A 26,299-nucleotide genomic window follows, 5' to 3' on the forward strand; every position below is an offset into this window, starting at 1 on the left:
CCTCTCCGCTCCCCGTGCCCCACGATCCGCTAGCGTCAGCGATGTCCGGCCCGTCGGCGGGGCGTTGCGACCTCTACCGGGCTCGGACGTCCTGACCGGCGCCGAACCCGTCGGTGGGACCTGCGGGAGCGCCGGGTGTGGTGAGCGGCCGTCCACCGCCGTCGCGGCGCGTCGCGCCGCCCAACCGGTGGAGGAGGGACGCCGCATGACCATGCCCGCCGCCTCGGACCGGATCTGGACGGTTCCGAACGCGCTGTCCGCCCTGCGGCTGCTCGGCGTGCCGGTCTTCCTCTGGCTGGTGCTGGGCCCGAAGGCGGACGGTGCGGCGCTCGGCGTTCTCGCGTTCGCCGGAATCAGCGACTACCTGGACGGCAAGCTCGCGCGAGTGCTGAACCAGACGAGTCGCCTCGGCGTCCTGCTGGATCCCCTCGCCGACCGGTTCTACATCCTCGCCACCATCGTCGCTCTGACCCTCCGCGGGATCGTGCCGGTCTGGTTCGCGGTTCTGCTCCTCGCCCGCGACGTGGCGCTGCTGGCGCTGCCGCCGTTGCTGCGCCGGATCGGGGTCGGCGTCACGCTGCCCGTGCACTACCTGGGCAAGGCGGCGACGTTCAACCTGCTGTATGCCTTCCCTCTCCTGCTGTTGTCCGCCGGGGATTCCTGGCCGGCCACCGCGGCACGCCCGGTCGGATGGGCGTTCGCGATCTGGGGTACTGCCCTGTACTGGTGGTCTGGTCTTCTGTACTTCGTCCAGGCCGGCCAGCTCGTCCGGCGCTTCCGGGCGGATGCCCGGACCGGCGCAAGTGGGAGGTGACCGCTGAGAGCCGTCGTCATGGCCGGTGGCGAGGGCACCCGGCTGCGCCCGTTGACCGCGAACCTGCCCAAACCACTGCTCCCCGTCGTCAACCGGCCGATCATGGAGCATGTGCTGCGCCTGCTCAAACGGCACGGCTTCGACGAGACGGTGGTGACCGTCCAGTTTCTGGCCTCGATGATCCGGACGTACTTCGGTTCCGGTGACGAGCTCGGGATGCACCTGTCGTACGCCACCGAGACGACCTCGCTGGGCACCGCCGGCAGCGTGAAGAACGCCGAGGACGCCCTGCGGGACGAGGCGTTCCTGGTCATCAGCGGGGACGCGCTGACCGACATCGACCTCACCGACTTGGTCGCCTTCCACCGGCGTCAGGGCGCGCTCGTCACCGTCGCGCTGAAATCCGTCCCCGATCCGCTCGAGTTCGGCATCGTCATCACCGGCGAGGACGGACGGATCCAGCGATTCCTGGAGAAGTCGACCTGGGGGCAGGTGTTCTCCGACACCGTCAACACCGGTATCTACGTGATGGAGCCCGAGGTGCTTGCCCAGGTGCCGCCCGGCGAGGCGGTGGACTAGTCTGGCGACATCTTCCCCCGGCTGGTCGAGGCGGGTGCCCCGGTGTACGGCTATGTGGCGTCCGGGTACTGGGAGGACGTCGGCACCATCGCGAGCTTCCAACGGGCTCAGGCCGATGTGCTCAACCGCCAGGTCGACGTGGAGATCGGCGGTTTCGAGGTGTCCCCCGGGGTGTGGATCGGTGAGGACGCCGAGGTCCACCCGGAGGCGATCCTCAAGGGGCCGCTCGTGGTCGGCGACTACAGCAAGGTGGAGGCCGGCGCCGAGCTGCGGGAGTTTTCCGTGCTGGGCAGCAACGTGCTGGTGAAGAGCGGCGCGTTCCTGCACCGGGCGATCGTCCAGGACAACGCGCTCATCGGCCCGCAGACGAACCTGCGCGGCTGCGTTATCGGCAAGAGCACCGACGTGCTGCGGGCGGCCAGGATCGAGGAGGGCGCCGTCGTCGGAGACGAGTGCGTCGTCCGCGAGGAGGCGTTCATCTCCCATGACGTGAAGGTGTATCCGTTCAAGACGATCGAGGCCGGCGCGGTCGTCAACACGTCCGTCATCTGGGAGTCCCGCGGCCAGCGGACCCTGTTCGGGCCGCGCGGGGTGTCCGGCCTGGTGAACGCGGAGATTACCCCGGAGCTGGTGGTGCGCCTCGCCGGTGCCTACGCCACGACCCTGAAAAAGGGAGCCACCGTCACCACCGCGCGGGACGGTTCCCGCGCCGCCCGGGCCCTCAAGCGGGCCGTCATCAGCGCGTTGACCGCCGGCGCCATCAACGTCCGTGATCTTGAGGTGGCACCGATGCCGGTCACCCGCTTCGATGTCCGCTCGTCCAACGCCGCTGGGGGGATCATGCTGCGCACCACCCCCGGAGACCCGGAACGCATCGACATCATCTTCCTGGATGCCGACGGCGACGACCTCTCCCCGGTGGCGCAGCGCAAGCTTGACCGGGTCTTCTCCCGCCAGGAGTTCCGCCGGGCCTTTCCCGGTGAGATCGGTGACCTGCGTTTCCCGGCCCGCACCATGGATCTCTACATCCAGGATCTGCTTGACCGGGTCGATACCGCCGGCATCGTTGAGGCGGATCTCAAGATCGTCGTTGATCCTTCGGGTGGCTCGGCGTCCCTGGTGCTGCCGACACTGCTCGGCCGGCTCGGCGTCGACGTGCTCACCGTCAACGGACGCGTCGACGAGACCATCCCGCCCCGCAGCGCCCTGGAGGATCTGCGGGCCACCGACCGCCTGGGCGCCCTCGTCGCCAGCTCCGGGGCGGCCTTCGGCGTGCGGTTCGACCATGTCGGCGAGCGCGTCACGATCGTCGACGAACGGGGGGACCTCATCGACGATGACCGGGCCCTGCTGGTGTTCCTCGACCTCGTCGCGGCGGAGAATCCCGGCGCGGAGGTGGCCCTGCCGGTGACCATCACCCGGGTGGCCGACCAGGTTACCCGCTTCCACGGGCTGACGGTACGCCGGACCTCCCTGTCGGCTGCGGCGTTGACCGGGGTCGCCCGTGACGACGGCATCGTCTTCGCCGCCGACGGGCGGGGCGGCTTCATCGTCCCCGAGTTCGCCCCCGCGATCGACGGGATCGCGGCGTTCGTGAAACTGCTGGCCCTGGTGGCACGGACCCGGCTGACGCTCAGCACCATCGACGCCCGGATACTTTTGGTGGCGATCCTGCGTCGTTCAGTGCCCACCCCGTGGGCGGTCAAGGGCACCGTCATGCGTCGCGTGGTGGAGTCGGTCGACCCGGATGCGGGGTATGTCATCGACACCACGGACGGGGTTCGGATCGTCGGTCCGGACGGCTCCTGGATCCTGGTGTTGCCGGATCCGAGTGAGGCGGTCACCCACCTGTGGTCGGAGGGTGCCGACATCGAGGAGGCCCACGTGCTGCTGCGGCGCTGGGTCGAGGTGGTCGAGGCGCGGTAGCCGCGGCACGCGCGGCGAGGCCCTGGTCGGCGGCGCTCGGTGTCCGGTCGGTCAGAATGCCGAATGTGCGAGAACGGACCGGATGGCCACGCCGAGGGCCGGTATGCCCCGTGGCCACCGGCCCTTCGGATCCCTGCGGCGTCTCCGAGCGGGCCCGTCGCCCCTGGCTGCGCCCCCTCGCCCTGGCCCTCGTCCTCGGCCTGCTCGGCCTGGTGATAGCCACCGGGGCCCGGCGTGCCGCGACGACGGCCGGGGAACGTGCGGAGCTCGTCGCGGCCCTGCGCGCGGAGATCCATGAGCGATCCGCCGCGACTACTGCGGCCGCGACCCGGGTCAGCGAGCTGCGCCTGCGGGTGAAGATGGCGCGGGAACAGCGCGCCCGGGCCGAGCGCGAGCTGGCCCGGGCCACGGCGGCACTGTCGGATCTCGGGCCGGCGGCCGGCTGGTCCCCCGTGCGTGGACCGGGTGCCCGGATCGAGCTCGCGGACCGGACCTCCCCCGGGCCGTCGGCACCCTCGGCACCTCGTGCGTCAACGGCGCCCACCCCGCTGCGCCCGTCGACCGGGCCCGCTAGTCCCCGCCCCGCACCGGCGTCCGACTGGACCCGGATTCAAGATCGAGACATTGCTGATCTTGTCAACGTGCTGTGGATCTCGGGTGCCGAGGCTGTCGCGGTCAACGGCGTCCGCCTGACGGCTCTCAGCGCGATCCGGGCGGCCGGTGATCTCGTTCTCGTCGGATTCGTGCCGATGATCGCGCCGTACACCGTCGAAGCGGTGGGTGATCCGGACGATCTCGTGCGGCGTCTCGAGGAGTCCGCCGTGATCGACCGGCTGCGGCATCGTCCCGACTCACCGGTGACCTCCCTGGCGGTCGTCACTGTCAGAAACCTGACCCTGCCCGCGGCCGATCCCCGGGTGCTGCGGCATGCTCGACGGAGCGAATCATGATTGTCGTGGTAGCCCTTGCCCTGGGCGTGACGGCCGGCCTGGTGCTGGGCCCGACCGTCCCCGACCGTCCCCGACTGGATGGATCCCTACCTCCCAGTCGCTGTGGTGGCCGCGGTGGACGCTGCTCTCGGCGGCGCGCGGGCCGTCGCGGAGAGGGTGTTCGACGACCGGGTGTTCATCGTCTCGTTCGTCTTCGACGTCGCGGTTGCCGTCCTGATGGTGCTACTTGGCGACCTGATCGGGTTCGGCGGCGCGTTGTCCACCGCGGTGGTCGTGGTGCTGGGCATCCGCATCTTCGCCACCGCGACCGCGTTGCGTCAGCATCTGATCAAGGTCTGACGGTGGCGGTGACCTCGACAGGCGACCCTGCGGGATCCGGGCCCGGACGGAAGTCCGTACCCGATCCGAAGCCCGATCCGACCCCGGTCCCCGAGCCGCCGGTCCCCGAGGCGCCGTCGAACCCGCCCACGTCGCCCGTCGTGGTCCCTGTCGCGTCGGAGCCGACGCCGAGCCCGGTTCCGGGGCACGCCCGGCCGGGTCGTGCCCGGACGCGGCGTGCCCTGAGCCTGGTCCTGCTCGCCGGTCTCGGTTTCGCCGCGGTCGCCGCGACCCGGTCCGCGGAGCCGTCCTTCGGACTTGCCATCGCGCGGCCGGGCGAGCTCGCCGCGACCCTCGGTGCGATCGGCGCCGTCGACCGGTCCCTGGCGGCCCGGGAGCATCAGCTCCGCCAGAAGGCGGAACCGATGATGCCGCCCGTGCCGACGTCGACGCCGGCCCCGGCGGCCGGGCCGGGCGAGGTGCGTCGCGAGGCCGACCGGCTGGCGATCCTCACCGGCATCGTGCCGGTTACCGGATCGGGGCTCGAGCTGACGATCCATGACCCCCACCGCGCGGTCGACTCCTCGATCCTCGTCGACGCCCTGCAGGAGCTACGGGACGCGGGCGCCGAGGCGATCGAGATCGCCGGGGTCCGAGCGGTCGTCTCGACCTACGTGGCCGACGAGCCCGGGCGGGGGTTGGTGGTCGACGGCACGTCGATCGCGCCGCCGTACGTGCTGCGGGTGGTGGGCGACGCCCACACGCTGGACCAGGCGATGCGGATCCCCGGCGGGGTGCTCGATACGGTAGCGGCACGGGACGGGGCGCAGGCGACCGTTCGGACCTCCGAGCACATCGAGATCCGTGCGCTGCGACCCGCTCCGAGTCCTCGCTATGCCCGTCCGGCCGGATAGGGGACCCTGTCCGGGCCAGTCGAGGAACGTGGTTCCTGGTGGAGTTCGCGGCGCGGTACGGCGTCGGGCCGGGCGGCGCAGAGCGGTCCGCGGAGTGGTCAGAGCAAGGGGAGGCGATCTCCGGTGTACCCGGACGACCTGAAGTACACCCGTGAGCACGAATGGATCCGGCTCGACGGGAGCACGGCACGGGTCGGCATCACGTCCTACGCGCAGGAGGCGCTGGGCGACATCGTCTTTGTCTCTCTGCCCGACCTCGGCTCCGCGGTCCAGGCCGGTGAGTCCTTCGGAGAGGTCGAGTCGACCAAGAGCGTGTCCGAGATCTACGCGCCGATCGCCGGAGAGGTGACGGCGCGCAACGAGGCGCTTGCCGGTGCGCCGGAACTGATCAACTCTGATCCCTACGGGGAAGGCTGGCTCGTCGAGCTCACGGTCGCGGATGTCGCCGGCGTCACCGGCCTGCTGACCGCCGAAGAGTACGCGGAGCACGTGAAGGAAAACTGAGAGTATCTGGTTTGTGTCCATGGTGGGTGGTGGGCCACACCACGCCGAACAACACGGGTCGCACCCTTTTCACGACCGTGCCCGCGATGCACTAGCCTCGGAGTGCACCGGGGCACGATCGTGGACGGCCCGACCGTCGCCATGTGATCATCCTGGTGATGGGGGTGGGCTGCGGACGTCTGGCTACCACCATCGCAGTGTTGGCAGAGACGTTCCCGCCGCCCGTTCGGTGGCGGCCGAAGCGGCTGGGGTACCCCGCCCGTGCGGGATCCCGGCAGGAAGCGGACGCGACTGTGTTCTGCACGAGGTGCGGACAGCAGAACCCGTCCGACGCGCTGTACTGCGCGCGGTGCGGGTCTCCTCTGGTGCGTCCGGGTGAGCCCGTGGCGCCGGAGAGACCCGCGGAGCAGACGTCGACGCTGAACCTGGCGGCCGCGCTGTCCGGCATCGAGGGCGACCACGTCGACGAGTCGACCGAGCGGGACGCCGTCGCCGCCGTCGACGCGCTACCTCCCGGTTCGGCGTTGCTCGTCGTCAAGAGGGGGCCGAATGCGGGGAGTCGTTTTCTGCTGGATGCCGACATGACCACCGTCGGCCGCCATCCCGAGAGCGACATCTTCCTCGACGACGTGACCGTCTCCCGCCGGCATGCGGAGTTCCATCGCTCGCCGTACACCAAGGGCTTCTCGGTTCGCGACGTCGGGAGCCTGAACGGTACCTACCTCAACCGCGAGCGGATCGACTCGGCTGAGCTCACCAGCGGCGACGAGGTGCAGATCGGCAAGTTCCGCCTGGTGTTCCTGACCGGCGCGAGCTACGGGGGGTCAGCGGCACGGTGACGAGGAAGGACCCACGGTGAGCGGCGGCCTCGCCGCGGCATCGCCGGCCCCGCGTTCGGGCGCAGCGCGCTCGGACCAGGCCGGACAGAACGCGAAGGTGCTCAACATCGGCCAGGTTCTCGACCGTCTGCGGGCGGACTTCGCCGACATTACCCTGTCGAAGATCCGTTATCTCGAGGCGGAGGGACTCGTCGAACCCGCCCGTACCAGCGCGAACTACCGCAAGTACTCGGTCGACGACGTCGCCCGGCTCCGTTACGTCCTGCACGCGCAGCGGGATCGCTTTCTTCCGCTGCGCGTGATCAAGGAGGAGCTGGCGTCGCTCGACCGCGGTGAGACCCCGGTGCATCGGCCCGGACCCCGCGCGCTGCCTCCGCATCCGACCCCTACCGGCCTGGACGCGTTCCTCGGGGCGGAAAGGGTTAGGATGTCGCGCCGGGAGCTTCTCGCCGCCGCGGGGCTCGGCGACGAGGCCCTGACCGAGCTGGAACAGCACGGCCTGGTGGGTCCGATCGCGGGCGGCGGGTACTACGATTCCGACGCCCTGCTCGTCGCGCGGACCGTGGCGCTGCTGGCCGGCCACGGCGTGCAGCCCCGGCATCTGCGGGCCGCCCGCACCGTGGCCGACCGTGAGGCTGGTCTCATCGAGGCCGCCGTCGCCCCGTTGCGGGGCCAGCGCGGTGGTGAGGGCTCGGGACGGCACGCCGAGACCGCCGATGAACTGGCGGCGTTGGTGGTCCGCTTGCACGCGGCCCTGTTGCGCTCCCGGCTGGCGGCGGGACGCTCGAGTTGAGACCGAGGTGAGGAGGCTGCCGGGGCTGCGCTCGGAGTGCCTTGCCGGACAGCCGAACCGGTGGGCGCGCTGACGCCGGACGGAAGCGGGGATACTGTCTCCCCTGTGGGGTTTTCTGGCTCCGGTCACAACATCCCGCCCCGCCCCACCTGCGAGGAGGTAGATCGGTGCATCGGCTGGACATCGTCGGCGTGCGAGTCGAGCTTCCGTCGAAGCAGCCGATCGTCCTGCTCAAGGAGGTGGGCGGTGAGCGGTATCTGCCCATCTGGATCGGTGCTGTTGAGGCGACGGCGATCGCCTTCGCCCAGGAGGGCATCACGACGGCTCGACCTATGACCCATGACCTGATGCGGGACGTGTTGCGCGTGCTGCAGACGGATCTGACCCGGGTGACCATCACCGACCTTCAGGACGGCGTCTTCTTCGCCACGCTCGTGTTCGGCAACGGGGTGGAGGTCTCCGCCCGGCCGTCCGACGCGATCGCGTTGGCGATGCGGATGGGAGCGCCGGTCTACGGGGTCGAGGCGGTCCTGGCCGAGGCCGGGATCACCGTTCCCGAGGAACAGGAACAAGAACAGGAGAACGAGCTGGAGAAGTTCCGGGAGTTCCTTGACACGATCTCCCCGGAGGATTTCAACACTCCCGGCTCCTGAGGGTTCCCGGTTCCCGGTTCCCGAGGGCTCCTGGCCCCTGAGCCTCCCAGTCCTTGGCGTGCCCGCTTGGGAGCAGGTCGGCCGTTGAGGCCTTCAGCCAGCCCTGGCCAAGGTCGGCTGTGATCCAGTGTGCGGGCAGTATCGGAGCGCACTTCCGATTTGACCGATCTGTTGAATGACGTCCGCTGGACTACAGACACGCCGGCTTAGATCATTGAAGGAACCGCGCGTCGCTCCTACGGTCGGGAGAGCCCGACCGTAGAGTTCGTGCCCCTGCCCGCGGTAGACGTGGCGGAACGGGCTCTCTCCGGCTCTGACCTTGCCGGGCTGTGGCAACGGCGTGATGCGCTCCGCCCGGGTCCGTGCCGACGGGTGGGCGGGCGGTCCCGGCTTACGGGCACAGGGGTGCCGCGTCGCGGTCTCGCAGACCGTCGACCGGCGGCGGTCGGGGACAGGGAGTCGTGTGGTCGAGGTGATCGTGGCAGGCCGCACGACGGTGGAAACGGTTCGATCGGGCCGGGTGCCCGGGCTGGCGGCGTCGGGTGACGTCGGCGGTCGGGACGGATCCGGAACGGTCCGGAGGATGGGGCTGGCATGGCGGCGAAGTGCGTACAGCGATGATCGAACAGGGCCAGCTCTTTCCGGATGAGATTCCTGAACCGCCGGGGGACGACGTCGGGTACCGGGGGCCGACGGCCTGCGCCGCGGCGGGCATCACCTACCGCCAGCTCGACTACTGGGCTCGGACCGGTCTGGTCGTCCCCAGCGTCCGCGACGCGTCCGGTTCCGGCAGCCAACGGCTGTACTCCTTTCGTGACGTCCTGGTGCTGCGCGTGGTCCGCAAGCTACTCGAGGCCGGTGTGTCGCTGCAGAACATCCGGGTGGCGGTGGAGCATCTGCGTACCCGCGGCGTGGACGACCTGGCGCAGCTCACCCTGATCAGCGACGGCTCCACCGTGTACGAGTGCACCTCGGACGACCAGGTGATCGATCTTGTCCGGGGTGGGCAGGGCGTGTTCGCCATCGCCGTTGGCCGAGCCCTGCGCGACATGCGTGGCCAGCTGGCTGAACTGCCCTGCGAGCGGCCTGGTCATCCGCCGGCGACCCATCCCGGCGACGAGCTGGCCAGTCGTCGGACCCGGCGGAGCTCGGCCTAGCCTCCCCCCGCCTTTATTCGGTTCCAAACTGTCGGAGGTTCGTCGTACGGTCCGCCTCGTGACAGACAACCCGGCGGTCCTCACCGAGGGCCTGCAGAAGAGCTACGGCGGCAAACGAGCGATGGTGGGCCTGGACCTGCGGGTCGATGCCGGCACCGTGCACGGCATGCTGGGGCCCAACGGAGCCGGCAAGACGACGGCGGTACGCATCCTGTCGACCCTGCTGCGCCCGGACGGCGGCCAGGCCAGGGTCCTCGGTCTGGACGTCGTCCGGCAGGCGGACGCGCTGCGTGCCCGGATCGGTCTGACCGGTCAGTACGCGGCGGTCGACGAGCGGCTCACCGGCCTGGAGAACCTGGAGATGTTCGGGCGGCTCTACCGGCTGCGCAGCCGCGTCGCGCGGGCCCGCGCGGTCGAGTTGCTCGAGCGGTTCGAGCTCGCCGAGTCGGCCGGTCGGCAGGCGCGTACCTACTCGGGCGGGATGCGGCGGCGGCTCGATCTCGCGGCCAGCCTGATCATCAACCCGGCGGTGCTGTTCCTCGATGAGCCGACCACCGGACTGGATCCCCGCAGCCGTTCGGCGATGTGGAGGGTGATCGCCGATCTGGTGCGGGACGGCACGACGGTCCTGCTCACGACGCAGTACCTGGAGGAGGCCGACCGGCTGGCCCACCGGATCTCGGTGGTTGACGGCGGCCGGGTCATTGCGCGGGGTACCCCGAACGAGCTGAAGTCGCAGGTCGGTGGCGACCGGCTGGACATCGTCGTCGGTGGTGACGCCGCCGAGGATGTCCAGGCCGCCCGGGCGGTGCTTGCCCGGTTCGGATCCGGCGCGGCGACGGCCGATGGGGAGACGCGCCGGGTCAGTGTGCCGGTACCGGGCGCGAGCGTGCTGTCCGACGTGGTCCGGGGTCTCGACGAGCTGGGGGTGCCGATCTCCGACGTCGCCCTGCACCGGCCGTCGCTGGACGACGTCTTCCTCGCCATGACCGGGCGCGCTCCGGCCGGCAGCGAGGTGCCGCCCGCACGCGCGGGCGGCGACGGCCGTGGCGACACCGACACCCCTGATGACCGGGGCGACAAGGACGACAAGGACGATGACAAGGACATGGTGACCATATGAGCACCCTCGAGCTGACTCCAGCGGGGCGCGGGCAGCTGTCGTGGGCCGTTGCCGACGCGTGGGTGATGTGCCGGCGCAATCTGATCCAGACCTGGCGGATACCCGAGCTCGTCATCTTCGCGACCATCCAGCCGGTCATGTTCGTCCTGCTGTTCACCTATGTCTTCGGTGGCGCGATCAACGTGGGTGACGGGGTCAAGTACGTGGACTACCTGATGCCGGGCATCTTCCTGCAGACGGTGATCTTCGGGTCGATGCTGACCGGCGTGGGGCTGGCGGAGGACCGTCAGCGGGGTCTGATCGACCGGTTCCGTTCCCTTCCCATGAGCAGGTCGGCGCTGCTCACCGGCCGTACCCTGGCCGATCTCGCCCGCAACGTCTTCATCGTCGTAGTGATGCTTCTGGTGGGCCTGGCCGTGGGATTCCGGTTCGGGGAGACCACGGTGCCGGCGGTGCTGGCCGGGTTCGGGCTGATGCTGTTGTTCTCGTACGCCTTCTCCTGGCTGTCCGCCGTCATCGGGCTGTCGGTGAGTAGCGCGGAGGCGGCGCAGTCGGCGGGATTCATCTGGATTTTCCCGCTGGTCTTCGCCAGCTCGGCCTTCGCCCGGGTGGAGACCATGCCGGGCTGGCTGCAGGCGTTCGCCCAGCATCAGCCGGTGACGGTGACCGTCGACGCCGTGCGGGCGTTGTTCCTCGGCGGTCCGATCGTCTCCGTTCTCCTGCAGTCCCTCGCCTGGTGTCTGGGCCTGCTGGTGGTGTTCGGGCCGTTCGCCGCGCGCGTGTACCGGCGGTCGGCCTCGCGCTGACCGGCGGGCCCGACCGCCGGCCGCGGGCCGCACCGAGCGTCGCCGAGGCGCGGCTCATGGTCAGGTGCGGCCCTCGGTCTCCTGGGCGTTGCCCAGCGTCGCCTCGTAGGCGAGCCATTCGGCCCGCAGGACCGGCCAGCCGTCGGCGCGCAGCAGGTCCACCACGGCGGGGTCGTCGTCGACCACGACGGCGACCCGACGGCCGGCGCCGAGCTCGCGAAGTTCGGCGCGTTTGAACACCCGAGCCGGCCGACGGTCGGCGTCCGGACGCATCCGCAGCTCACCCGGCGGCAGATCCTGCTCGGTCAGCCAGCGCCGCGTCGCCTCTCTGGAACGCTCCGGCCGGCCGGTCAGCCATACCACCTCGTGGTCCCGAGCCAGCTTGCGGGCTAGTTCCACCCCTTCGGCCAAGGGGGGATCGGCGGGCGCCGCTGCGAAGAACGCCTCCCAGTCACTGGGACTGGCGCGCAGGAAGCGCAACCGGTGTCGGACGTCGGCCACCACCCCGTCGACGTCAATGACGGCGAGCGGTCGCTGTTTCGCCGCCGCCGTACCCGCCGTCTCCGTGAGGCCCGCCGTGTCAGCCGTGTCAGCCGCGTCCGTCACCGACGTTCCCTTTCCACCTGCTCATCGCCGACCTTCGCCCCTTCGATCGGTGCGCTGGCTTACCTGACCGGGACGGTTGCCCCGACGGATCATTGAACACGCGCGGCGCCGTTGATTTGGTGCCGGTCGAGGGGTAGCCCGCTCCGGTGGTCCCGGCGTCGCCGTCGTCCGGAACGGCCAGGCTGCGGGTGGTTGTACCGATAACGTCGCCGATGTCGTCGCATGCTTTCGTCCGGCGAGGTCCCCGTGCCCAGACCGTCGCGCCGGCAGGACAGTTCGGCCGGTCGGCGCGTTCTGGGATGTTTGCTCCGTCGGACGTGTCATGGTCGTCGGGGGGCTCGACGCCGAGCACGGCAACACACAGTGTGGGGAGGTCAACGTGTCGGGTACCCGGCGGGCGCGCACGCTCGTGGCCGGTATCCAGTCCTCGCTGGGGGCGGCACTGGCGCTCGCCGATCGGCTGGATGAGCAGGCGGACCGGATCGAGGCCGAAGCGGGTTCCGGTGTCGCCGGGAAGGCTGATGGCCTCGGTGAGTCCGGTGCGGGGCGGCTCGACGTCGCCGGGGAGCTCGTCCGGGCCGCCGTGATCGCCCGTTCCCGGGCGCGTGGATTCGCCGGCGCGTCCTGGGCGGCGCCCGACTGGCGGCACGGCCCCTTCGGCGTCGCCCCGGTCGGCGACCGGGCTCGTTTCCGGCCCGCTCTGTGGCAGGTCGGCCAGGTCATCGTGCCGCCCGACGATCCCACGGCGCAGCACCGGACGGTGCCACTGGCCATCCCGCTGCTGGACGGCCTGAACCTGCGGATCGAGACGACCCGGTCCCGCCGGCCCGCCGCGGTCGACCTCGTGCGTGGCCTGCTGACCCGCGTCCTCGCCGCGGCGCCGGCCGGGCGGGTCCGACTCGTCGTCTATGACCCCCACGAGCTCGGTGCCGGGCTCGCTGGCTTTGCGCCGCTGCGTGCCGCCGGTGTGGCCACTCCCACGCTCACGACGCGGGCCCGGCTCGAGGAGGTCCTCGCGGAGCTGTCGGCGGAGGTGGGAAGGATCACTGTGGACCGGCTCGGTGGCCGGTTCGACTCGTTGCGGGAGCGGGAGGATGCCGGGCTTCCGCGTTCGGAGCCCTGGCACGTCCTGGTGCTGCTCGGTGAGCCCCGGCTGCACGACGAGGGCGCGCGGGCGCTCGCCGCCATCGCGGCCCAGGGCCCGTCCTGCGGGGTGGTGGTGATCTCCATCGTGGAGGTCCGGCCGTCCGGTGCGGAGCCGGTCCTGGGCGGCTCGCGGGACGATCCCGATGAGGTGACGCCGCTGGATCCCGACGTCATCGGCCTGGAACCCGACGAGGACGAGGACTCGGTGACGGAACCCCTGCCGAGGTCGGTGGTGTTCACCGCGGTCGAGCTCCTCGCCGATCGGCCGGGATGGTGCCGGGTCGCCGCGGGAGGCTGGTGCACATCGCTGACCGGTCTGCTGCGGGTCGAGCTGGACCCGCCGCCGCACTCCATGCTGGTCGCCGCGGTCACGGCTCAGGTCGCCGCGGAGGCCACCCGGGAGGCCACCCGGCCGCCCGCCATCAGCGACATGCTGCCCCGCGGCCTGTGGGAGTTCGACAGCGCCGCCGGGGTGGGTGTTGAGGTGGCGCAGGGCCCCGACGGGCCGGTGGGGTTCACCTTCGACGACGACACCGTGCACGCCCTCGTCGGCGGCCAGGCCGGGTCGGGCAAGTCGACGCTGCTCCTCGACGTGATCTACGGGATCGCCGCGCGTTACGGGCCCGACCAGGTCCGCTTCCATCTGCTCGACTTCAAGGAGGGGCTGGAGTTCGCCCAGTTCGCCGCCGGTCCGACGGACCCGTTCTACCTGCCGCACGCCGATACCGTCGGCATCGAGAGCGACCGCGAGTTCGGCGTCGCGGTGCTGCGGGCGGTCCGTGAACAGATGCGCCGCCGCGCCGTGGCGATGCGTGCGGTCGGCGCCCGCGACCTGCGAGGCCTGCGGGCGGCCGACTGGAGCTCGCCCTGGCCGCGGATCATCGTCGTGGTCGACGAGTTCCAGGTGATGCTCACCCCGATGGACTCGGTGGCGCGGGAGGCCGTCGCGCACCTGGAGGTCCTGGCCCGCCAGGGCCGCGCCTACGGGGTCCATCTGCTGCTCGCCAGCCAGACGCTGTCCGGTATCGACGCGCTCGACGCCACCGCCGGCAAGCGTGGTTCGATCTTCGGGCAGTTCGCGTTGCGCGTGGCGCTGCGTACCTCGATCTCGGAGTCGCGGGTCCTGCTGTCCACGGCGAACGAGGCGGCCGGCGCACTCTCGGGCGTCGGGGAGGCTATCGTCAACCGGCGCAACGGCCATCCTGCGGGCAACGAACTCGTCCGGGTCGCCTTCCCGGATCCGGCGGCGATAGGCGTGCTGCGTGGGCGGCTGGCGGCCACGACCGCGCGCAGTGTGCCGAAGGCAAGGCCCCCGCGGGTCTTCGCTGGTCACGCCCCCGCGGTTCTTGACGACAACCCGATCTACCAGGCGTTGGACGGGCGTCCGGCGCCGACGGCCGTCGAGGCGGCTGCGGCCGAAGCGATCCTCGGCGGCGGTGGCGAGGGCGGTGGCGAAACCGGTCCGAGCCTGCTGCCGGGCAGTGTGTCGCCGGGTCGTGCCTCCGGCTCCGGGGACGGCTCCGAGAACGATGTCGATCCCCTCGCGCTGGTCGGCGTGCCTCTGGACCTCGCGCCGCCCGCGGTCGGGGTACGGCTCGCCGCGTTGCCCGGCCGGCATCTCGCCGTGCTCGGTCCGCTGCGTCGGGAGGCGGTCGGCATCCTGCAGGCGGCGGCGGCCAGCGTCGCCGCGCAGGTCCCGGCCGGTGGACTCGTGGTCGAGATCATCGCCGCGGAGCCGATGGCGCTCGCCGCCGCGGAGGTGCTCGCGGCGCGTGTGCGCCGGGCCGGGCATCCCGTTCGGGTCGCCGATGTCACCGGCCTGCGGTCGGTGTTGGCCGGTGCCGCCGATGAGACCCGTGCCCGGGAGGAGTCCGCACTCACCGGCAGCGTGGGCCCGGTCGCGCCGCCGCTGCGGCTCATCGTCGTCTTTGCGATGGACGCCGGCCGGGCCGGGCTGGAAGCGCGTGACCCGGTGACCCGTCGCACCGGACTGGACGACCTGCGCACGCTCACCCGCCGGGGACCGGCGCAGCGCGTGCACCTGCTGGGCTGGTGGCGGGGAGTGTCCCGGCTGGCTGAGGACCTCGGTCCGGGTAACCGGGACGACATCGCCGCGTGGATGGCGGCCGGGGTACCCGGCAGCGACCTGTTCGTCCTGGCCGGACACCGGTCGGTGGCCGGTGGGACCATGCCGAATCGGGCGGTCCTGTTCGACCGGCACGTCCAGGCCGAACCGCGCACCGTGGTGCCGTTCGCGCCGTTGGATCAGGGGTAGCCCGATGTGGACCGACGACGGGGCGGGAACCGACGGCGATGTGGCGGGTGTCGGCGAGGTGGGGATCGACGGCCGAGCAGGCGCCGGGAGAGGACGGAACGGGATCGTGGCTGGATTTGTGCCGGTGGATGCCTCCGATCTCGCCGACCTGTTCGGCGACCCGGACCTTGGTGATCCGGATCTCGCCGACCCGGATCTCGACGACCCGGCCAAGGCGGCGATGCAGTACCGGCGTCTGCTCGGTGCGTCCGACGAGGCCCGGGCCCGGGCCGGCCGCGACGCCCGCGACCGGCGTCAGGGCGGCCGGGCGGCCGCGCGTCGGCACCGGGACGCCGCGCAGGACATCCGGGCCAGGGTCCGCAGCGTCTGGGACCAGGTCGCCGAGCCCCTCGCCCAGTACGGGCTCACCGAGCTCGACCAGCTGCGCTCGGCGGCTGGCGACACCTCGGCCGATGCGGCTGCCGCCGCCCCGCGGGTCGGCCTGGCGAAGAAGGGGACGGCGGATCGCGGCCTCTACCGCGACGGGGGCGGGTACGCCCTGGCCGAACCGGGCGATCGGCGGGGCCGATCGTTGGCACAGGCCGGACGGGAGGCCGACCGCACGGGACGGGGGCTCGCGCGGCAGCGGCACCGGTCGGATGGCCGGCCGCCGGGGGCGGGCCGGGCTGCGCGGGGTGGCCGCGCCGGCGGCCCGCACGAGCCGTCCGCTGCGCAGGTGGACCCGCAGACCGCGCCGCGCCAGGCCTACGAGCTCTGCCTGGACGTGATGAGCAAGGCCGCCGAACTGCGGGCCGTCTCCAAGGGCACCGGCTCGGCGTCGGCCGGGCTGCTGACCGCCCTCGCCTGCGTGCTCATCCTCGGGATCGTCGGACTTCTGCGGGCCTTCGTCGCCGTGCCCGCGGTGCCATGCCTGGTCGGGTCGACGGTGGCCGCCGCCGTTCTGGTCGCTCTCGGGGCCGGCGGCGAGGATGGGGCGAAGGCGGTGTTGCGGGCGGGCACCCTGGGAGCGGGTACGGCCGCGGTGATGGTGCTGGCCACGTTCCGGCTCGCCCCGATGGAACCGGTCGGGGTGATCGCGTCGCTGGCCGCGCTCGCGGTGGCGGTCCGCTTCGGTCTCGGCCTCGGCGGCGGGCAGGCTCCGGCCGGCGCCTCGAAGAGCGGTGGTTCCAGGAGCGGTGGTTCCAGGAAGGGATGAGGACGGGTGTCAGGCACGATCGCCGACGTCAAGGCGCAGCTCGACGAGGCGTTCCGGCGCACCGAGGAGGTGGCCGGGCAGTTGGAGGGCGCGCTGAGCATGATCGAGGAGGCGCAGGCGATGGTGATCGCGGCGACCGACGGCAGTGAGCACCGCGCGGTCGAACAGTTGACCAGCACGTTGGTGGAGACACGCGACACATTGCAGACGTCGCTGGCGTCGTTGGGATCGGCTGTGCAGGAGGTTCGGGACTACCGGGACGGTCTGTAGACGGCTGGGGTGAGGCACGGCACGCCTCCCGACGTGGGACGGGATCTCCCCGTTGCGGCTTGCCGGGGCATCTGGTTACAGAAGGACACCTTTCGGATGAGAGCAGTAATCAGATGAAGGTCTGGGTAACAACGTCCTAGCCGCGTTGCAACGCGATGCATCCGAAAGCCGGGCTTACTACAGTCCGGATTGTTCCCGTGCGCTCGGGCGCTCGGGCTCAGCGGTGCCGGACGCCGAGTACCGCCCGTGACCAGGAGGCCGTATCCGCCGTGTCGGACTTCAACCCGCTCGACCTGCCGCTCGTGCTGCTGTCCAATCGCGGTCCGGTCAGGTTCGACCGGGACGCCACCGGTCGTACCGTCACCCGGGGGGCGGGCGGCCTCGTCTCGGCCCTGTCCGGACTCGCCGAGCATCTCGACGACGCGGTGTGGGTGTGCGGCGCAGCCAGCGAGGAGGACGTCGCCGTCGCCGGGGAGAGCGCCGGGAGCTCCATCCTCGTCCAGACCTCTCCCTCGCCCCGGCTCGCGGAGGGCGAGCCGGACGGCCCCGCCATCCGGGTCCGGCTCGTCGTTACCGATCCGACCGCCTACGCCGACTTCTACAGCGTGTGGTCCAACCCGATCCTGTGGTTCATCCAGCATGGCCTCTACGGCCGGTCGCTGTCACCGGTGTTCACCCGGGCCGAGCACGACGCCTTCGAGAACGGCTACGCTGCGGTCAACCGGGCCTACGCCGACGCGGTGGTTGACGAGGTGCGCGCGCGGGGTGGCAAGGCGCTCGTCCTGCTGCAGGACTACCACTTCTACCTCGTGGCCGACTGGGTGCGGGAGCAGTGCCCGGATGTGGTGCTCACGCATTTCATCCACATTCCCTGGCCGGGGCCGGACGAGTGGCGCGTCCTGCCCGCCGACATCCGGGAGCGGCTGCTGCGCGGGCTGCTCGGTAGCGATGTGGTCGGTTTCCATACCCGGCGCTACGCTCGCAACTTCGTCCTGTGCGCCCAGGAGCTGCTCGGCCTGCCGACCGACCTGGAGCAGCTGACGGTGACGGTGGCGGACCGGGTGGTCCGCGCCCGGTACCACCCGATCTCGGTCGACCCGGCGGCGCTGGACGCTACGCAGGCCTCCGAGGAGGTGGCGGCGCATGTGGCGATGCTGCGCTACATCTTCCTCGACGATGGCCGTCAGCTCATCCTGCGGGTGGACCGCACCGACCCCAGCAAGAACGTCGTGCGCGGCTTCCTGGCCTTCGGCACCCTGCTCGATCAGCATCCGGAGCTGGTGGGCAAGGTCAGCTTTCTGGCGCTGCTGCAGCCCAGCCGCACCGACGTGCCGGAGTACGCCGACTACATCGCCCTGATCGGCGCGGTCGTCGCGGAGATCAACGCCCGGCATACCAAGGAGGGGCGCCAGCCGATCGACCTGCGGATGGTCGAGGACTTCCCGCTCGCCGTGGCGGCCTACTCCATCTGTGACGTTCTGATCGTCAACGCGATCGCCGACGGGATGAACCTGGTCGCGAAGGAGGTCGCGGTCGTCAACCGGCGTGGCGGCGTGCTGGCGCTGTCGGAGATGGCCGGGGCGCACGAGGAACTGGGTGAGTTCTCCGTCACCCTGCACCCCTTCGACGTGCAGCAGATGGCCGACGCCCTGTACACTGCGCTGACGATGCCGATGGAGGAGCGCCATCGTCGGCTCGCCGCGGCCGCCGAACAGGTCCGCACCCACGACGTGCGGCGCTGGCTCGACGACCAGCTGGTGGACCTGCGGCGGGTCGCCGGATTCGGGTGACCGGGCTCCCGGCGCGGGAAGAGAATGGCGAGATCGGGTAAAGGTACATCGCCATCCGGGATCGGACATGCCGATCGCGGGTAGTCTCGCACCGGAAAACGATGTGCATCGGGTCGCCGGGCGGCCCCGATGAGGACGGACGGGAGTGGACGTGGCTAGTGAGACCGGTCACCACAAGGCCAACACGGGTTCGTGGGCCGCGGTACTTCTGATCATTGTAGGCTTCGTCGTCGGGACGTTCGCCCTCCCGCTCGCCTCGGTGCCGTTGTGGATCGCGGCCGGCGCACTGTTGGTCCTTGGTGGCGTCTTCGCCCTCGTCTCCAAGATCATGGAGCAGGCCTACTGAGTGCCGTGCCGATCTGGTTCAACGAGGCCTGGCGCGGCACCTACCAGTTCATCGGGCTGCCGCGCCGCGGCGCTCGGCCGCCGGCCGAGCTCAGGCCGGCGGCGTTCCCGACTCAGGCCGGTGGGCCAGGTTTCGGGGCTCCCGTCGGTCTGGCGGCCTCCCGCAGGCCCCGCGGCGTGACGAAGGAGACGAGCCGGGCCGAGTCCTGACCCAGCTCCGCCCAGCGCGTAACGGTCAGATCTTGGACAGCGAGTGCCGCCGTCGGGAACGTGGGGATCTGGTACCGCTCGGCGGGGGGCAGCAGGGCCACGGCCAGCGTGTGGATACCGGGATTGTGCCCGACGAGCATCACGCTGGGCACTCCGTCGTCGATCTCACGCAACCGGTCCAGCAGGTCCTGCGCCTCGGCCAGATAGAGCCGGTCCTCGGTCAGGACTGGGACGTTCGGGGGGAGCGCCTCCGCGAGGCCCTCGACGGTCTGCCGGGTCCGCAGCGCGGAGGAGCACAGAATGAGGTCGGGCGCGAGCCTGTTGTCCGTGAGGTAGCGCGAGATAATTTTGCAGCCCCGCCGGCCCGATCCCGACAGCGGTCGATCGGCGTCGTGGATCGACCGCTCGGCCCAGTCTGACTTTGCGTGCCGCAGCAGAAGAAGGCGCCGCTGTGGTCTCACGAGAGAGCCCTCCGCTGCACGGGGAGGAAATCGACGGCGCGACGTCCGTCGCGTTCCAGCCGGAACTGCCATTCCAGCCGGAATTGCCGGGAATTCGCGCCTGGCGTGGCGGGCGCGGAACGGCGAGCAGGACCGTGCAGGGCTGGCTCGATATAAAGCATGATATTCGGGGAAAAGAATTTCTCGGTAAATTTTCCAGGGTTTGTCGGTGGCGGCGCGGCCTGGGGTTTCTCGCCGCCACCGCCCGGATCGTCGAATCCGGCCTCGCCGGGAGCCATACCCGTGCCCACCGCGCCCTCCCGCGTCCGGTCCCCGTGCCGCCGCGCCGCACGCCCCGCGGCGTGAGGTGATGACACGCAGACTGCCCAGGATGGGCCGGGTCCGTCAATGGGGTATGGCCCGACCGGATAGCGAGGGCGTCGCGGCCGAGCCGTCCGGAACCATGGCCCTGATCATCGCCACCGATGTCCGGGCAGATCGGCCGGCGTGAGGAGCCACCGCGCGGCCAGGGGCGGCCACCGGTGCGGGGCGCGCCCGGGGCCACCGGGCGCGGTCCGCTCAGCTCGCGACCGACACGGACAGCAGCAGCCGGTCGGCGAAGACTAGGGCGTCGTCCGCGCTCAGCCGTCCACGGGGGACGACGGAAGCCCGCTCGTCCGAGGTCAGGCCGCCCCACATCCCGTGCTCTTCCTGGCAGAAGATCGCGGTGGCCAGGCACGGGCGCTGCACCGGGCAGTCGGAGCAGATCTTGCGGGCCCGCGTCTCGGCCGCGGCCCGGGCTTTCGTGTTGCGGCCGTCCGGCGGGAAGAAGGCGTCCGGGTCGCCGTCCCGGCAGGCCGCGTCCTGGCGCCAGTAGGCGGGCCAACCAGCTCCGAACGGCTGTGGCGGCAGATCACGGCCGGGAAGAACCGGGACACCGGCGCTCATCGTGCACCGCCGGACACGTGGTGACACGCGGGGGACAGAGAGCTAAGCGTGGCGAAGCTTCGAGCGGGTAGCACGCTGGGCTGACTGGGCATACCGTCTCCTGCTGACGTTGCAAAGGCGGACACATGCTTTTCCAGACCGCCGAATCCGGTGTTGCATACACCCCAGACAGGCAGGTCAACCTGGTCGAGCCGAGAAGCCCTCGGGCGTTCCGGGTGGAATCCGTCAACGCTGCCTTTCGGTTGGCATACCGTGGGCGGAGCTCCGCTCGGAAACGATCCCGTCTCGTCTCGTTAACCGAGGAACGTAGACGTCTCTCGACCGGATAGCAAGGGTTCCGGAACGCGGACGTCCGGGGCTCCGTACCGGCGTGTGCCGAGGTGGATGGTCACGCACCGTGCGCGTTCCGAGATGACTGCTGTCGGTCGGGATCGGTGTTGCCGTCGGTCGGGCTCGGTCGCCGCGGCGACCGGGATCGGGCTCGCCGGGTACCGCCGGATGGGCGGGGAATCGCTACTGGACAGCGGAAACAGCGTGCATGAAGATCACTTTCGGCTGGCCGGCGCGGCCCGGGAGGGGTGCCGGCGGGGCCTTGGTGATCAAGGTTGGAGTGGTACCCGGGTTCGATTGCGTACGGGTGACGATCCCGCGAAGGTCCGCTTACCCCGGTTCTCGGGGGATGATTTCGGTAGAGAAATGTGCGCAGAACCACATCCGATGTTTTTGCTGCTGCATGCGCCCCTGACCTCTGCGGGTGCAGGGGCGGCGATGACGTGGCCGGCACGACCGAGACTCCCTGGGCGGACCCCCGGTGGATCCCCCGGGTAAACCCGCCGGCCCGGTCGAAGTCGGTCGGGGCCTCGACCGGGCCGGCGGGTCGCATCGCGTCGGGTCGCGTCGGTCAGCGGGCCGGGCGGGTGGGGAGCCCGGTCGCCGCCCAGCCGTGGAATCCGCCGATCACGTCGGTGGCGCGCCGCAGGCCGAGCTGTTGCAACGAGTCGGCTGCGAGGCTGGAGGTGTAACCCTCTGAGCAGATCACGATGACCTGCAGGTCGTCCCCCGTCGCCAGCGGCAGGCACGCGTCGCTGGTGGGGTCGAACCGCCATTCGAGGACGTTGCGCTCCACGATGACGGCGCCGGGGATCTCCCCCTCCGCGGCGCGCTGCGCCGCGGGTCGGATGTCGACCAGCACCGCGTCGCCGTTCTCGGCCAGGGCACGCGCGGCCTGCGCCGGTTCGAGTCGGTGCAGCCGGGACCGGGCCGCCGCGAGCATCGCGTCGATCCGGCTCGGTGGTGTGGCCGTGGCGTGCTCGGTTGCCGTCATGCGCCGCTCCCGGCCACCGCGGGGGTCGGAGCCCTGCGGTCGCCCCTGCCCGCCTCGATTATCGCGGTGGCCGCGCCGATGGTGACGGCCGGGCCCAGGTCCGTCGCGGCTGCCGCGGCCGCAGGCGGGATCTCGACGGCACGCGGATCCTCCGTACGGCCGCCATCGGCCGGCGTCGGCGCGAACCGCATCGACAGTTCCGGTGGGGAGTAGGCGTGGATCGTCGTCGCGACCTGCCGGCCGCGGTTGGCGACCCGGTGGACGTGGGTCGCATCGAAGCCGACCACGGCCCCGGTCCCGTGCCGGTGCACCTGGGAGCTGGTCCAGCTTCGGTCGTACTGGTCCTCCTCCACGAAACCCTCAGCGACCGTCAGCGCACCCAGCGCGCCGCCATGATTGTGTACCTCCGTCTGCTGCCCCGGGTACCAGCCGATCAGCCACACCTCCACGGTCGCGGAGAGCAGCAGCCGGGTGTACCACCGGCGGTCGGGACGGTGACGGATGACGGGACGCCAGACCTCGGGCGTCGCCGAGACCGCGGCGGTCAGTTCGCACAGGGTCGCCAGGTCGATGAGGCCCGGCTCATCGCTCAGGCACGAGGTCGGCACGAAGGGGTCGGCGATGCGGGTGGGGTCGGCGATGAGGACCGGGTGGAGGAGGGGCACGAGTCACTCCCAAGACGCGGGTAATGCTGGGACGCGGGTGATGCCGGGACGCGGGTACGTTCGCCGGCACACCGCCGGACACGGCCGGGCGGGGAGAAGCGGTGCCGCGCGCGAGACTGATGCGCCGGGTCACCGCATCGAATGAGCACGATGGTGATGTCCTGCCGGCGGTGGCCCGCCGTGGCGCAGGCACGGAGTGCGACGGCGCAGAGCGGTGGAGATCACGGTGCGAACGGGCTGAGCGTGGCGTCGCGAGGCCGACGGACCGTCGGGGCGGGGCGACAGAACTGCCAGCTGGACCAGCCGATCAACCGATTAGGGACGGCAGACGACGAGCCGCCGCCGACGGCGCCGCGGGAGGATGACGCTGGCTCAGGCCCGCCCGGTACACGCCGCGCTGACGACCCGGCCCAGGTCCGTCACTCGGTCGCGGTGCAGGAAGAGGTGGGGCATTGCCATGAACGACACTCTACGTTGGAGGTAGCCCGGCGCGTTGTGGCCCTCCGAGACTCGGCTGGTGCTCGTTATGGTGTTCCGCCTGCTGCTCCGCGGAGTCGGTGTTTGCCGGATATCGTGCATGGCAGGCAATCCTTCCGCCTGGGCAGGCGCCCGCACGTCACCCTGCTGGAGAGAGGGACCGGAAATGAGGTGCCACGCGCGGTGGTTTTCGTCGAATTCCGTCGATACCCGGACGAAGGTTCGGTCATTGCCCTGGACCAGGGCCTAGACCAGGGCCCGCGCCGATGAGCGGACCCGTCCCCGATGTCGATCGTGCGCGGCTCGAACAGCTTCTGATCCAGCTTTCCGAGCAGGTGAACGAAGTGGCGTCCGTGCAGACCCGGATGCGTGGCCTGCTCGACGCGGTCGTCGACGTGGCCCGGGAACTGAGCCTGCCGGTCACCCTGCGCCGGATCGCGCAGGCCGCCTGCCAGCTCGTGGGGGCCAAGTACGGCGCCCTCGGGGTGATCGGCGACGACGGGGAGATCTCGGAGCTCATCCATGTGGGCTTCCCCGACGAGGTGCCCACCATGATCGGCAGACTTCCTGAGGGGCGCGGCCTGATCGGGGAGAGCCTGCGCCACCCTCGGCCGTTGCGGGTGGCCGACGTCGCCCGTCATCCCGTTGCGATCGGGTTTCCCGGCGGGCACCCGCGGTTCGACACCTTCCTCAACGTCCCGATCATGGTGCGGGGCGCGGCGTTCGGAACGCTGTTCCTCGGCGCGAAGCGCGGTGGCGGCGAGTTCACCCAGGAGGACGAGGATCTGGCGTGCGCGTTGGCGGCCGCGGTCGGTTTCGCGATCGAGAACGCGCGGCTGTACGAGGAGACCAGGCGCCGGCAGGCCTGGCTCTCGGCCAGTGCGGAGATCACGACCGCGCTGCTGTCGGTCGCGGAGCCCGAGAAGGCGCTCGACCTGGTGGCCCGGCGGGCTCGTCAGGCGACCGCGGCCCGGCTCGCCGCGATCCTCGTCCCCGACGAGGCCGGCCTGGTCGTCGGGGTTGTCGCCGGGGAGGGGGACGACGACCTGCGAGGCCGGGTCTTCGCCGACAACCGCCGCCTGAACGAGGCCATGCGCACCGGCCGGGCCGTGCTCGTGCCCGCCGACTCCCCGGGCGGTCCGCTGTTCGGCGCGGACCATCCCGACCTCCCGGTGAAGGTCGGCATGGTGGTGCCGCTGATGGCGGGTGGCCGGGCGCTGGGCATCCTCGTCCTCGGCTCGGGTGAGCGTTCGGCCTCCTTCGGCGGTCTGGACCTGGAGATGGCCGCGGCTTTCGCCGGGCAGGCCGCGCTCACCCTCGAACTGGCCCGGGTGCACCGCGACCGGGAGCGTCTGGCCGTCTTCGAGGAACGAGACCGCATCGCTCGGGACCTGCACGACGTCGTGATCCAGCGGTTGTTCGCCACCGGTCTGCACCTGCAGAGCCTTGCCCGGGTCGTGGACAGCCGGGCGGCCGGGCGGCTGGACGCCGCCGCCGGCGAGCTCGACCAGACCATCTCCGACATCCGTCAGACGATCTTTTCGTTGACCTCCAACGCTGCTGAGGAGACCGATCTGCGCGCCGAGATTCAAGCGGTCATCGCCCAGGCCGAACGGGCCCTGGGGATCACCCCGACGGTCCGGCTGGACGGACCGATCGACCGCGGGGTCCCCGCGGCCATCCGCCCGCACATGCTCGCGGCGCTGCGCGAGGCGTTGTCCAACATCGCCCGCCACGCGCGGGCCTCCCGGATCCACGTGTTGCTGCGGGTCACCGACGCCGACATCCTGGTCGAGGTGCGCGACGACGGCCGCGGCCCCGGCAAGGCCTCGCGCAGCAGCGGGCTGGCCAACCTGCGGCACCGTGCGCTCGACCTCGGCGGCCGGATGGAGTTCGGCCCGGGAGCGGGCGGCGTCGGCACCACCATGACCTGGCAGGTCCCGGTGATCGCGCCGTTGCCCGAGCTTCGCGTGCACTCCGGCGAGGGATGGAGCGTCCTCGGTTAGCGGGTACGGCGGGGTTGCGGGGAACCCCGGGCCTCAAGAGCCTCAGGGGTTCAGGGATTCAGGGATTCAGCCTGGTGGCGAACACCGCGGCCTGGGTCCGGCTCTCCAGCCCGAGCTTGGACAGCAAGCTGGAGACGTAGTTCTTCACGGTCTTTTCGGCGAGGAACATCCGGCTGGCGATCTGGCGGTTGGTGAGCCCCTCCGCGATCAGCCGGAGGATGCGCCGCTCCTGGTCGGTGAGCCCGGAAAGCCGTTCGTCCTCGGCTGGTCCCTCCCGCAGCCGCACCAGGACCCGGGGCGTCACCGCGGGATCGAGCAGGGACTTGCCCGCCGCCACCTGGCGCACCGCGTCTACGAGGGCGGTTCCCCGGATCTGCTTGAGAACGTAGCCGGCCGCGCCCGCCATGATCGCTGTGAAGAGCGCCTCCTCGTCGTCGAACGAGGTCAGGATGAGGCAGGCGATCCGTGGATCGCTCGACCGGACCTGCCGGCAGACCTCGATACCGCTGCCGTCCTCCAGGCGTGCGTCCAGCACCGCGACGTGGGGCTGGAGGGCCAGGATCCGGGCTACCGCCTCATCGGCCCGCCCGGCCTCCCCGACCACCTCTACATCGGGTTCGTCGGTGAGGAGATCCCGCAGCCCGCGACGCACTACCTCGTGGTCGTCGAGAAGGAACACCCGGATGGTTCCGGTGATCGACGCAGGCCCCGGTACGTCACCGACTCCGGAACCGTCCGCCAGTTCGTCTGACACCGTTGACTCCGCCCGACCCTGACGCCGTAGAAGACCGTCGCTGTTGTCACCTGCAGCAAGCAGAATATAACGCTCGCTGTTGGAGGCGGTGACCTCGACCGCACGGAAGCGGTGTCGTGCGTCTCGGCGGATGCCGTTCGGTGAACCCGTGAACGCCGGTTCCGGCGTCATCCGAAAAGGGTAGGTCCGGGTGGCGCCCCGCCGAAGTCCGGGGAGGTGTAGTCGAGTGGCTTCATGATGTGATTGCGCCAGGTCGCAATTGGCGTGCCGGCGGCGGATGTAGAGCCTGTCCGCGGGCCCGGAGGTTTCGCCTGCTCCCCGGCGCAGCGATGAGGAGTCGAAATGAAATAACTTGCGCGTTTCGAACCCTCCACAGGCCTGTGACCTGCGATGATGCTCTCGATCGCGTATTTGTTACTTCATTACGTCCCCTGAGGCCCGTCGGCCGGGACAGGGGAACCTCGATCGTAAA

Annotated in this window: 24 protein-coding genes and 1 pseudogene; 18 read left to right on the plus strand and 7 right to left on the minus strand. The window is 70.9% G+C overall.

The features are described from left to right. Positions 1 to 205 precede the first annotated feature (205 nt). The 12 genes and pseudogenes from clsA to AC08OU_RS05025 all read left to right on the plus strand — a co-directional run bounded on the left by clsA (position 206) and on the right by AC08OU_RS05025 (position 11,376). Positions 206 to 814, plus strand: coding sequence for a cardiolipin synthase ClsA (clsA, locus tag AC08OU_RS04970; protein WP_462186272.1), 609 nt, complete (start codon positions 206 to 208; stop codon positions 812 to 814). An 18-nt stretch (positions 815 to 832) separates the two neighbouring features. Then, a pseudogene (locus tag AC08OU_RS04975) lies at positions 833 to 3,319 on the plus strand (sugar phosphate nucleotidyltransferase). Positions 3,320 to 3,429: 110 nt separating this feature from the next. Next, entirely contained in the window at positions 3,430 to 4,269 is an 840-nt protein-coding gene (locus AC08OU_RS04980) for a DUF881 domain-containing protein (protein WP_476599218.1), read from the plus strand. A 78-nt stretch (positions 4,270 to 4,347) separates the two neighbouring features. After that, entirely contained in the window at positions 4,348 to 4,608 is a 261-nt protein-coding gene (locus AC08OU_RS04985) for a small basic family protein (RefSeq protein WP_476599216.1), read from the plus strand. 8 nt (positions 4,609 to 4,616) lie between these two features. Continuing rightward, entirely contained in the window at positions 4,617 to 5,501 is an 885-nt protein-coding gene (locus tag AC08OU_RS04990) for a DUF881 domain-containing protein (protein ID WP_476604421.1), read from the plus strand. 123 nt (positions 5,502 to 5,624) lie between these two features. Beyond that, positions 5,625 to 6,005, plus strand: coding sequence for a glycine cleavage system protein GcvH (gcvH, locus tag AC08OU_RS04995; protein ID WP_476592578.1), 381 nt, complete (start codon positions 5,625 to 5,627; stop codon positions 6,003 to 6,005). Between the two features lie 293 nt (positions 6,006 to 6,298). After that, complete coding sequence (locus AC08OU_RS05000) at positions 6,299 to 6,844, plus strand: FHA domain-containing protein (RefSeq protein ID WP_009739506.1); 546 nt, start codon at positions 6,299 to 6,301, stop codon at positions 6,842 to 6,844. A gap of 16 nt (positions 6,845 to 6,860) precedes the next feature. Continuing rightward, complete coding sequence (gene ftsR / locus AC08OU_RS05005; protein WP_462186266.1) at positions 6,861 to 7,637, plus strand: transcriptional regulator FtsR; 777 nt, start codon at positions 6,861 to 6,863, stop codon at positions 7,635 to 7,637. Positions 7,638 to 7,804: 167 nt separating this feature from the next. Continuing rightward, on the plus strand, positions 7,805 to 8,290 hold the full coding sequence (locus AC08OU_RS05010; RefSeq protein ID WP_476599211.1) for a bifunctional nuclease family protein: 486 nt from the start codon (positions 7,805 to 7,807) through the stop codon (positions 8,288 to 8,290). A 617-nt stretch (positions 8,291 to 8,907) separates the two neighbouring features. Continuing rightward, positions 8,908 to 9,447 (plus strand): MerR family transcriptional regulator, encoded by a 540-nt coding sequence (locus tag AC08OU_RS05015; RefSeq protein WP_462186286.1) that lies wholly within the window; start codon positions 8,908 to 8,910, stop codon positions 9,445 to 9,447. A 58-nt stretch (positions 9,448 to 9,505) separates the two neighbouring features. Next, complete coding sequence (locus AC08OU_RS05020; protein ID WP_462186265.1) at positions 9,506 to 10,570, plus strand: ATP-binding cassette domain-containing protein; 1,065 nt, start codon at positions 9,506 to 9,508, stop codon at positions 10,568 to 10,570. Next, positions 10,567 to 11,376 carry an ABC transporter permease gene (locus tag AC08OU_RS05025; protein ID WP_462186264.1) on the plus strand — a complete coding sequence of 270 codons (810 nt, stop codon included), beginning with the start codon at positions 10,567 to 10,569 and terminating at the stop codon, positions 11,374 to 11,376. Before AC08OU_RS05020 ends, AC08OU_RS05025 begins: the two co-directional genes overlap by 4 nt. Positions 11,377 to 11,436: 60 nt before the next feature. On the opposite strand, the gene AC08OU_RS05030 is transcribed toward AC08OU_RS05025, so the two are convergent. Continuing rightward, entirely contained in the window at positions 11,437 to 11,982 is a 546-nt protein-coding gene (locus AC08OU_RS05030; protein WP_476599209.1) for a phosphatase domain-containing protein, read from the minus strand. Between the two features lie 322 nt (positions 11,983 to 12,304). Here AC08OU_RS05030 and AC08OU_RS05035 point away from each other — a divergent pair, with 322 nt between their 5' ends. From AC08OU_RS05035 to AC08OU_RS05055, 5 genes are all read left to right on the plus strand, one after another. After that, a complete protein-coding gene (locus AC08OU_RS05035; protein ID WP_476599207.1) occupies positions 12,305 to 15,403 on the plus strand; it encodes an FtsK/SpoIIIE domain-containing protein in 3,099 nt (1,032 codons plus the stop codon). Between the two features lie 4 nt (positions 15,404 to 15,407). After that, complete coding sequence (locus AC08OU_RS05040; RefSeq protein ID WP_476604422.1) at positions 15,408 to 16,598, plus strand: hypothetical protein; 1,191 nt, start codon at positions 15,408 to 15,410, stop codon at positions 16,596 to 16,598. 6 nt (positions 16,599 to 16,604) lie between these two features. After that, positions 16,605 to 16,868, plus strand: coding sequence for a hypothetical protein (locus AC08OU_RS05045; RefSeq protein ID WP_476601279.1), 264 nt, complete (start codon positions 16,605 to 16,607; stop codon positions 16,866 to 16,868). Between the two features lie 269 nt (positions 16,869 to 17,137). Continuing rightward, entirely contained in the window at positions 17,138 to 18,658 is a 1,521-nt protein-coding gene (locus tag AC08OU_RS05050) for an alpha,alpha-trehalose-phosphate synthase (UDP-forming) (RefSeq protein ID WP_476601278.1), read from the plus strand. 151 nt (positions 18,659 to 18,809) lie between these two features. Continuing rightward, positions 18,810 to 19,004: a hypothetical protein gene (locus AC08OU_RS05055; RefSeq protein ID WP_462189278.1), complete on the plus strand. Its 195-nt coding sequence runs from the start codon at positions 18,810 to 18,812 to the stop codon at positions 19,002 to 19,004. A gap of 112 nt (positions 19,005 to 19,116) precedes the next feature. Here AC08OU_RS05055 and AC08OU_RS05060 read toward each other — a convergent pair whose 3' ends face one another. From AC08OU_RS05060 to AC08OU_RS05080, 5 genes are all read right to left on the minus strand, one after another. Continuing rightward, a complete protein-coding gene (locus tag AC08OU_RS05060; protein ID WP_476601277.1) occupies positions 19,117 to 19,674 on the minus strand; it encodes a SixA phosphatase family protein in 558 nt (185 codons plus the stop codon). After that, on the minus strand, positions 19,671 to 19,964 hold the full coding sequence (locus AC08OU_RS05065) for a hypothetical protein (protein ID WP_476604423.1): 294 nt from the start codon (positions 19,962 to 19,964) through the stop codon (positions 19,671 to 19,673). Before AC08OU_RS05065 ends, AC08OU_RS05060 begins: the two co-directional genes overlap by 4 nt. 268 nt (positions 19,965 to 20,232) lie before the next feature. Further along, positions 20,233 to 20,601: a WhiB family transcriptional regulator gene (locus AC08OU_RS05070; protein WP_462188063.1), complete on the minus strand. Its 369-nt coding sequence runs from the start codon at positions 20,599 to 20,601 to the stop codon at positions 20,233 to 20,235. A 901-nt stretch (positions 20,602 to 21,502) separates the two neighbouring features. Then, positions 21,503 to 21,925, minus strand: coding sequence for a rhodanese-like domain-containing protein (locus AC08OU_RS05075; protein WP_462188064.1), 423 nt, complete (start codon positions 21,923 to 21,925; stop codon positions 21,503 to 21,505). Continuing rightward, on the minus strand, positions 21,922 to 22,590 hold the full coding sequence (locus AC08OU_RS05080; RefSeq protein ID WP_476601275.1) for a cysteine dioxygenase: 669 nt from the start codon (positions 22,588 to 22,590) through the stop codon (positions 21,922 to 21,924). Before AC08OU_RS05080 ends, AC08OU_RS05075 begins: the two co-directional genes overlap by 4 nt. 743 nt (positions 22,591 to 23,333) lie before the next feature. Here AC08OU_RS05080 and AC08OU_RS05085 point away from each other — a divergent pair. Then, positions 23,334 to 25,073: a sensor histidine kinase gene (locus tag AC08OU_RS05085; RefSeq protein WP_476601274.1), complete on the plus strand. Its 1,740-nt coding sequence runs from the start codon at positions 23,334 to 23,336 to the stop codon at positions 25,071 to 25,073. A 58-nt stretch (positions 25,074 to 25,131) separates the two neighbouring features. On the opposite strand, the gene AC08OU_RS05090 is transcribed toward AC08OU_RS05085, so the two are convergent. Then, positions 25,132 to 25,827: a response regulator gene (locus AC08OU_RS05090; protein WP_462203874.1), complete on the minus strand. Its 696-nt coding sequence runs from the start codon at positions 25,825 to 25,827 to the stop codon at positions 25,132 to 25,134. Positions 25,828 to 26,299 lie beyond the last annotated feature (472 nt).

The sequence above is a fragment of the Frankia sp. CcMO1 genome, from assembly GCF_977945845.1.